The following is a 7,896-nucleotide window of genomic DNA, read 5'->3' on the forward strand; positions in this document are numbered from 1 at the left end:
CGTTTGGCTTCGGCCAGGGCATCACCGGAATTGCCATCGAGAATCAGACCGATGCGTGACAGATACTGTGCGTTACCCAGACGGTCCATACCGTTATACAACAGCGCCTGGGTAATCGCGGTGCCATAGCCCAGTGAACTGCCATACATGTTATTGAGGTTGGCGGCCTGTTCTACGTGACGCAGCGGCAACAACAGGCGGATCACCTTTTGCTGAATCGCGTCGGGAATCAGCCGGGCCAGATCGCGCTTTTCGAAAAAGCTGTAATTACTCTCGGCCACCTCCTGCTGTTTAGCCCGGGCCTGCACATAGGTGCCGTAGTAGAACTGACGGGGGTCTTTGAAGGCGTACCAGTCCTGCATCACGATGGCGGTACGGCCTTTATCGTTGAGTTCATACTCGGGTTGCCACAGTGGCTTGTAATGAAAGTTAACTTCAGAGGCCACATCATAGGTGGCTTCCTGATAACGGGTGGCGGGTTTATCACCGAAACGGCGTTCGATATGCGCAAAGGTATTACGCACCGGCTCCAGCGTTGCGGTTTTGATCTCTATGGTCATTTGCTTGATCCCTTCTGTTCGGGTTATTTATTTTTATTTATCAGCGCAGCGGTTACAGCGGTTAGCTCTGTCAGCTATGGTTTTTTGCCATCAGGGTCTCTTCGCCGTAGCGCCATTTTTCCATCTCGGCATCCACTGCCTGCTGTTGTTCAACAGTCATGAAAACGACTTCGTTAATCTCACAAAAACGCTTGAATGCCTTCTCAGGCATAATCAGTTCAACAAACAGCGTCGGGTCACCAATGGCAAAATCGAACTCAACAAACCGTGAATTAACAGCGCTGCGAACCCGCACATATCTGGTCAGCTGATCGAACCCTGAACGATGATCAGGAACTTCACGGGTATGAAGTTGCAGATCTGGCATAGAACCTCCTGTGACGTTAAGTTTTCATCACAGGTGATAGAGCAATGTCTGTGCCAGAGAAAAAAGCGCCACACTAAAAAAGAAAAAAACCCAGCTAATCAATTGATATTAAATAATTAAATTCATTATCAAGTGACATATTGGGGCAGACCGAAGACATTGACCCTCTCGGCCAGAAACTGATCAAATAGTTAAAATTTCATGAAAAAATCAATTTTTTGCGTTGCTGCCAACTGCCCCCGGTGGGTGATTTCCTGTCAGGCGAAACAGCCTGCTATCCAAATTGGGTGTTGTTTTTGTGCAACAAATAGAGTCACAATGAAAAGGGTTATAACCCCGAGCACATAAAAAATAACAATAACTAAACTGTACAAAGTGATGACTGAACTACACCCCACTCTCCCGGATCCACAGGATCTGCTGCAACAGATACGTTTCGAAAACGACGAAGGAAAGATCTGGCTGGATGAGCAACGTATGCTGCTGATTCACTCATCGGTGATGGGTTTACTGCGCCAGGAACTGATTCAGACGATGGGTGTGGAACGCGCCAAAGGCTTTCTGATGCGCTTTGGCTACCATAGCGGCTGGCGTGATGCCGAGCTGGCCAAAAAAGTCCGGCCGGAGATGACACCGGAAGAAGCGTTTATGGTCGGGCCACAACTGCACGCGATCAAGGGGATGGTTAAAGTAACCCCGGTTTCACTGAATTTCGACATAGAACGCGGCTATTTCGCTGCAGCTTTTGACTGGTTTAACTCACATGAAGTGGAAGCACATCTGGCCAATTATGGTAAATCAGACGTCCCCATCTGCTGGACACTGATCGGTTACGCCAGCGGATTTTCCACTTTCTATATGAATCGTCAGATCATTTTCCGGGAAACTCAGTGCGCGGGAACTGGCGCTGATCACTGCCATATTGAAGGCCGTCTGGCAGAGGACTGGGACGATGCCGACGAGACTGAGAAGTACTTGCTACCCGACCCCATGATTGAGCAGCTGCTGGCACTACAAAACGAGGTCAGTTCACTGAAAGATCAGTTTCGCAGCGCTGAAGTGGAAGAGGATCTGTTGTTTAACAGCGTAGGCCACTCGACTGCGTTCAGGAATGTCTGCCATCTGATTAGAAAAGCATCTAAAAGCAAAGTCAGTGTACTGTTACAGGGGGAAACCGGTGTCGGTAAAGAGATCGTGGCACGTGGCCTGCACAGTTCCAGTGACCGGGCAGACAAACCCTTTGTTGCAGTGAACTGCGCCTGTATCCCCCCGGATCTTATTGAAGCCGAGTTATTCGGAGTAGAGAAAGGCGCCTATACCGGTGCAACGCAGTCCCGCGAAGGAAAGTTTGAACGAGCACATAAAGGCACAATTTTCCTTGATGAGGTGATTGAACTGACACCCCGCGCACAGGCATCACTACTGAGAGTCCTGCAGGAATCTGAATTTGAACGGGTGGGTGATAACCGAACCCGGCGTATTGATGTGCGGCTGGTCGCGGCGACTAACGAAAACCTCGAAAATGCAGTTCAGCAAGGGCGCTTCAGGGCGGATCTGTTTTACCGCTTAAATGTCTATCCGATTCATATACCGCCACTACGGGAGCGCATCGAGGATATCCCCCTGCTGACAGAACATTTTCTAAAAAAATATTGCGCTCTGTATAACAAAAAAGTAGCCGGAGTATCTGATAAAGCGATGCAGGCACTGACGCAGTATAAATGGCCGGGAAATATCCGCGAGCTGGAAAATATGATTGAGCGGGGAGTTATTCTCACTGAAAATCATAACACCATCGGTTTAGCCAGCTTCTTTCCCTCACTGTCTGAGCCCTCTCATCCCCTGAATATTATTAATGGCAGAGGCTATCTGAGTGAAGAGACGCGGGAACAACAGCCCGCCGACAATAGAGAAGCCGTTAGCCGTCTGCTGGCCGACAACTTCAATCTGGAGCAACTGGAGCAGCAACTGATTGAAGCAGCGATGACGCAGGCGAACGGTAACGTTTCAAAAGCCGCCAGAAAACTTGGACTGACACGCCCCGCACTGGCCTACCGGCTGAAAAAGCGGGACGATAGCTAACGTCATAAAGCTGCTTTAGAATGGCGGCCTTTATAATCACCATGCCGGGCTGACATGAATCTGATTCTGCTTTTCCAAACTGATTTTATCGCAACCGATACCGTGGTCATCAACGACCGGCGTTTTCACCATATCAAACAGTTTTATCAGCCAGTTGAGGGCCAGCAACTCAAAGTTGGCCTGCTGAATGGTGATATCGGCCAGGGAACGGTTATTACCCTGGCAGAACAATCTATCACCCTACAGATAAAGCTGGACAAACAAACGCCATCGCCTTTGCCGCTGACACTGATTCTGGCCCTGCCACGGCCCAAAATGCTCAAGCGTACTCTGCAGACCGTGACCAGCATGGGAGTTAAGCAGATCTATCTTATCAACTCATACAGAGTCGATAAGAGTTACTGGTCAAGCCCGGTGCTGCATGAGCAGTATTTAACAGAGCAGCTATTACTGGGTCTTGAGCAAGCCGGTGATACCCTGCTGCCAGAAATTCACCTGCGCAAGCGCTTTAAGCCCTTTGTCGAAGATGAACTACCCGAGCTGGCACAACCAACCCGGGCACTGGTTGCCCACCCATACGATGCCACTACCTGCCCCGCTGCTGAGACAATCGACACGACACTGGCGATCGGCCCTGAAGGAGGGTTTATCCCCTACGAAGTGGAGAAACTGCAAAGTGCCGGGTTTACAGCGATCCATATCGGCCCCCGTATTCTCAGGGTGGAGAATGCCGTTCCGGTGCTGCTATCCAGGCTTTTTCCGGTCTGAGAATAGCGTGGCAATATCACCTCCAATATCTTAATTGAGAATCATACGCATTACGGTTGACTTTCCGCGCAACATAAATAAGAATAGTTCGCATTAGCAACTAAGTATCTGTTACATGCAACAGCCGAATCAGGAAACCCCATAATGCGTATGAACTTAAATAAGAGCTTAAAAAAACTGGCACTGCTCACTCTGCCACTGACGCTAGCAGCCACTCATGTCTCTGCAGCAGATGAGGTGAATATTTACTCCTACCGCCAGCAGTTCCTGATTCAGCCGATGCTGGATGCTTTTACCGCAGACACAGGCATTAAAACCAACGTCATTTTTGCCAAAAAAGGTCTGATTGAGCGCCTGCAACATGAGGGTAAAAACTCTCCCGCTGATATCGTGCTGACATCCGATATCGGCCCACTCTACGATGTCGTTGAAAAGGGCCTGACCCAGCCAGTTGAGAGCGAGGTTCTGACACAGAATATTCCTGCACACTACCGTGACCCGGCAAACCACTGGTTCGGTCTTACCAGCCGTGCCCGCCTGATCTATGCTTCTAAAGAACGGGTCGCCGAAGGTGAGATTAAAACCTATGAAGAGCTGGCAGACCCTAAATGGAAAGGCCGCATCTGCACCCGCAGCGGTAAACATACTTACAACCTGTCACTGATCGGTTCTATGATCGCCCATCATGGTGAAGCAGACGCCGAGCAATGGTTAGAGGGGCTGAAAGCTAACCTGGCACGTAAACCACAGGGCAACGACCGGGCACAGGTTAAAGCCGTTAAAGAGGGAGTCTGCGACATTGCCCTCGGCAACTCTTACTACTTCGGTAAGATGATCACCAATGAAGAGCAGCCGGAACAGAAAGAGTGGGCCAACGCTGTCAACCTGATCTTCCCCAATCAGGATGATCGTGGCGCACATATGAGTATCTCCGGGGCAGCACTGACCAAATATGCACCGAATAAAGAGAGCGCAATCAAACTGATGGAGTTTCTCAGTGAAGAGCAGGCACAATCGATGTATGCTGAGGCTAACTTTGAGTTTCCGGTTCGCCCGGGAACCAAGCGCTCCGCACTGTTAGATCAGTATATGGGTGACTTTAAACAGGACAGTATCAATCTGCAGAAAATTGCCGAGCTGCGGGCACAGGCTGCACGAATGGCTGATAAAGTAGGCTTCGATAACTAATCCGTCAACGGTTAAGAAGCGTTATCGACAACCCACCATCCTAACGGTAGTCTTCGTACTACCGTTTTTTCGTTAACAGAAGAGAGTTATGCAGGCCAACCGGGAGCATCAACAGATCACCGCGACAGTTAAACGACCCGGCAGCTATCTGCTTGGCTGGTATAGCGCTACCTGGGGTACCGCCCTGATGGTGGCGCTGCCCGTCCTCTCTGTTTTCTATCTGGCGCTGTTCCCCCGGGAAAATATCTGGGTCCATCTGGCAGAGACCGTTCTGCCCGTCTACATCAGCACCACCCTGGCACTGATGCTGGGGGTCGGTGCTCTCTCCATCGCTATCGGCGTCTGCGGTGCCTGGCTGGTCACCATGTGCCGTTTTCCCGGCCGACGCCTGTTCGAATGGGCACTCTTGTTACCCTTTGCAGTACCTGCCTACGTAATCGCCTACGTGTATACCGACCTGCTGGAATACTCCGGCGCAGTACAGATCGCTCTGCGGGAACTGTTCGGCTGGCAAACAGCTCGGGATTACTGGTTTCCCGATATTCGCACCCTTGGCGGTGCGATCCTGATGCTGGCACTGGTGCTCTACCCCTATATCTATCTACTGGCCCGGGCCGCCTTTCTGGAGCAATCCACCACCATACACGATGCCAGCCGAACCCTTGGCTGCACGCCATGGCAAAGTTTCTACCGGGTTTCACTGCCGATCGCCCGTCCAGCCATTGCAGTGGGGCTATCGCTGGTGTCGATGGAAACCATCAACGATTTTGGCACTGTGGATTATTTTGCCGTCAAAAGCATGAGTGCGGGCATCTACGATACCTGGCTGAATATGGGCAACTTAGGCGGAGCCGCCCAGATCGCCAGCCTGATGATGATTTTTGTGGTCATACTGATCTCACTGGAACGACTGGCCCGGGCGAAACAGCGGCAATTTCACAGCGCTGACCGCTATAAGACGCTCACCGGCTACCGCCTATCAGGCTGGCGCGCCTGGGGAGCAACACTCCTCTGTGCACTACCGGTGATTACCGGCTTTATCATTCCGGTCTGGATATTAACCGGTTATGCGTTAAGCCATCTAAACCAGTTATGGAGCAACGACTTCATCACCCATGCCAGTCACAGCTTTATTCTATCCAGCTGTGCCGCACTGCTAACGATTGTAATTGCGCTCTTGCTGGCTTATTCAAAACGGCTGTATAAAAAAAGCAGTCTGAAGGTCGCCGCACAGTTTTCCAGTCTGGGATATGCCATGCCAGGGGCAGTGTTAGCCATTGGCGTAATTATCCCCCTGGCCGCATTTGATAACTTTATCGACGCGCGCATGGAACAGTTTTTCAATCTGTCGACCGGATTACTGCTCAGCGGTACCGCTTTCGCAGTAGTCTTCGCCTATGTAGTGCGTTTTCTGGCGGTCTCAGTGGGCTCAGTAGAGTCCAGTCTCAACAAAATTACCGAAAACATGGATATGGCATCCCGCTCGCTGGGGCACACACCACTGCAAACCCTGATCAGAGTGCATCTGCCATTGATAAAAGGCGGCATCCTGACCGCAGCACTGGTGGTGTTTGTTGACTGCATGAAAGAGCTGCCCGCAACACTGATTCTGCGGCCATTCAACTATGATACCCTGGCAACCTATGTCTACCAGTATGCATCAGATGAGATGCTGGAAGCCTGTTCACTGGCGGCGCTACTGATCGTTCTGGTGGGGATTATCCCGGTGATATTGCTGAGCCGGACGATTACTTCCACCCGCAACAGCAACTAATCTTCTATTAACGGGTTAAGTGCATCATTCACTAAACGCAATCGGGCGGTGAGCTGCGACATGCAAAGAAACCTGAGAGCCCACCTCAAACAATCGGGGCTCAAAGATTTCCGACTCGACCCGCCGCCCGGAGGGCAGCAGCAACTGATACACCACCGAACTGCCAAGAAACTCCTTCTGTTCGACCCTGGCCATCACCCCCCCCTTCTCTATGCCAGGCCGAATATCCGCAGGGCGGATAAAGAGTGATAACTGCTTACCGACAGCTGCACCAAAAGGCTCAGCAAACTCAATCAAACCCAGCTCAGTTTTCACCGTGGTCTCACTCAGACATTCAGCGTCAAACAGTTCACCCTTGCCAACAAAACCAGCGACCAAAGGGTTGACCGGCTGATAATAGAGCTCTGTCGGCGTTCCCCACTGCTGCAGCCTGCCCTGTGCCAGAATCCCCAGTTTATCGCTGATAGCAAAGGCTTCCTGCTGATCATGAGTTACCATAATCGCAGCGATGCCCTGATCTTTTAGAATTGATCGCACCTGCAGCGCTAACTGTTTGCGCAGATCGGTATCCAGATTGGAGAATGGCTCATCCATCAGCAGAAGTTTAGGCTTAGGTGCCAGCGCCCGGGCCAGTGCGACCCGCTGTTGTTGCCCGCCTGAAAGCTCATGTGGATAACGGGATGAAAGGTCAGGCAACTCCACCAGCTTCAACATCTCAGCAACGAGCTGTTTTTTTTCTGCAGTACTGCGTGCATGTAAGCCAAAGGCAATATTGTCAAACACATTGAGATGAGGAAACAGAGCATAATCCTGAAACACGACGCCGATACCCCGTTGCTCTGGCGGTAGTATGAAACCAACCGTGGAGATCGCCTCGCCATTCTGGAGAATGGCGCCAGACAATAATGGATTAAAACCGGCTATTGCACGCAACACAGTGGTTTTTCCACAACCACTGGGTCCCAGCAAACAGACGATTTCCCCCGCCTGCAGCTGCAAATCCAGCCGTTCAGCAATAACGGTGTCGTCATAGCCACATCCTAGCGATCGGAGTTCCAGAAGGGGAGTCATAGGTCGGACAGCCTCTTTGCAAATGAAAATGATTCTCGCTTATATCTGTAACTATTTCAACCGGACTAACCCACTGATACTAGCTA

General features: G+C 51.0%; 6 protein-coding genes and 1 pseudogene. 4 read left to right on the forward strand and 3 right to left on the reverse strand.

Annotated features, from left to right (window positions below; translation table 11 throughout):
* A pseudogene (locus ACQY8X_RS20265) lies at positions 1-560 on the reverse strand (phenol hydroxylase); the annotation flags it as partial.
* Between the two features lie 70 nt (positions 561-630).
* The gene (locus tag ACQY8X_RS20270; RefSeq protein WP_428036944.1) at positions 631-927 is read right to left on the reverse strand and encodes a phenol hydroxylase subunit; all 297 of its coding nucleotides are present in this window, start codon (positions 925-927) and stop codon (positions 631-633) included.
* A 378-nt stretch (positions 928-1,305) separates the two neighbouring features.
* Here ACQY8X_RS20270 and ACQY8X_RS20275 point away from each other — a divergent pair, with 378 nt between their 5' ends.
* The 4 genes from ACQY8X_RS20275 to ACQY8X_RS20290 all read left to right on the forward strand — a co-directional run bounded on the left by ACQY8X_RS20275 (position 1,306) and on the right by ACQY8X_RS20290 (position 6,739).
* Entirely contained in the window at positions 1,306-3,009 is a 1,704-nt protein-coding gene (locus ACQY8X_RS20275) for a sigma 54-interacting transcriptional regulator (protein ID WP_428036945.1), read from the forward strand.
* Between the two features lie 54 nt (positions 3,010-3,063).
* Positions 3,064-3,777 (forward strand): 16S rRNA (uracil(1498)-N(3))-methyltransferase, encoded by a 714-nt coding sequence (locus ACQY8X_RS20280; RefSeq protein ID WP_428036946.1) that lies wholly within the window; start codon positions 3,064-3,066, stop codon positions 3,775-3,777.
* Between the two features lie 144 nt (positions 3,778-3,921).
* On the forward strand, positions 3,922-4,965 hold the full coding sequence (locus tag ACQY8X_RS20285) for a Fe(3+) ABC transporter substrate-binding protein (RefSeq protein ID WP_428036947.1): 1,044 nt from the start codon (positions 3,922-3,924) through the stop codon (positions 4,963-4,965).
* Positions 4,966-5,053: 88 nt separating this feature from the next.
* Positions 5,054-6,739: an ABC transporter permease gene (locus tag ACQY8X_RS20290; RefSeq protein WP_428036948.1), complete on the forward strand. Its 1,686-nt coding sequence runs from the start codon at positions 5,054-5,056 to the stop codon at positions 6,737-6,739.
* 24 nt (positions 6,740-6,763) lie between these two features.
* Here ACQY8X_RS20290 and ACQY8X_RS20295 read toward each other — a convergent pair whose 3' ends face one another.
* The gene (locus ACQY8X_RS20295; protein ID WP_428036949.1) at positions 6,764-7,810 is read right to left on the reverse strand and encodes an ABC transporter ATP-binding protein; all 1,047 of its coding nucleotides are present in this window, start codon (positions 7,808-7,810) and stop codon (positions 6,764-6,766) included.
* Positions 7,811-7,896 lie beyond the last annotated feature (86 nt).

The organism is Amphritea sp. (assembly GCF_050300915.1).
Lineage (GTDB): Bacteria > Pseudomonadota > Gammaproteobacteria > Pseudomonadales > Balneatricaceae > Amphritea.

What these genes read in the sequence shown, in the direction of transcription:
- ACQY8X_RS20295 (WP_428036949.1), bottom strand. Translation starts at nt 7,810, where the DNA reads ATGACTCCCCTTCTGGAACTCCGATCGCTAGGATGTGGCTATGACGAC.
- ACQY8X_RS20280 (WP_428036946.1), top strand. Translation starts at nt 3,064, where the DNA reads ATGAATCTGATTCTGCTTTTCCAAACTGATTTTATCGCAACCGATACC.
- ACQY8X_RS20275 (WP_428036945.1), top strand. Translation starts at nt 1,306, where the DNA reads ATGACTGAACTACACCCCACTCTCCCGGATCCACAGGATCTGCTGCAA.
- ACQY8X_RS20285 (WP_428036947.1), top strand. Translation starts at nt 3,922, where the DNA reads ATGCGTATGAACTTAAATAAGAGCTTAAAAAAACTGGCACTGCTCACT.
- ACQY8X_RS20270 (WP_428036944.1), bottom strand. Translation starts at nt 927, where the DNA reads ATGCCAGATCTGCAACTTCATACCCGTGAAGTTCCTGATCATCGTTCA.
- ACQY8X_RS20290 (WP_428036948.1), top strand. Translation starts at nt 5,054, where the DNA reads ATGCAGGCCAACCGGGAGCATCAACAGATCACCGCGACAGTTAAACGA.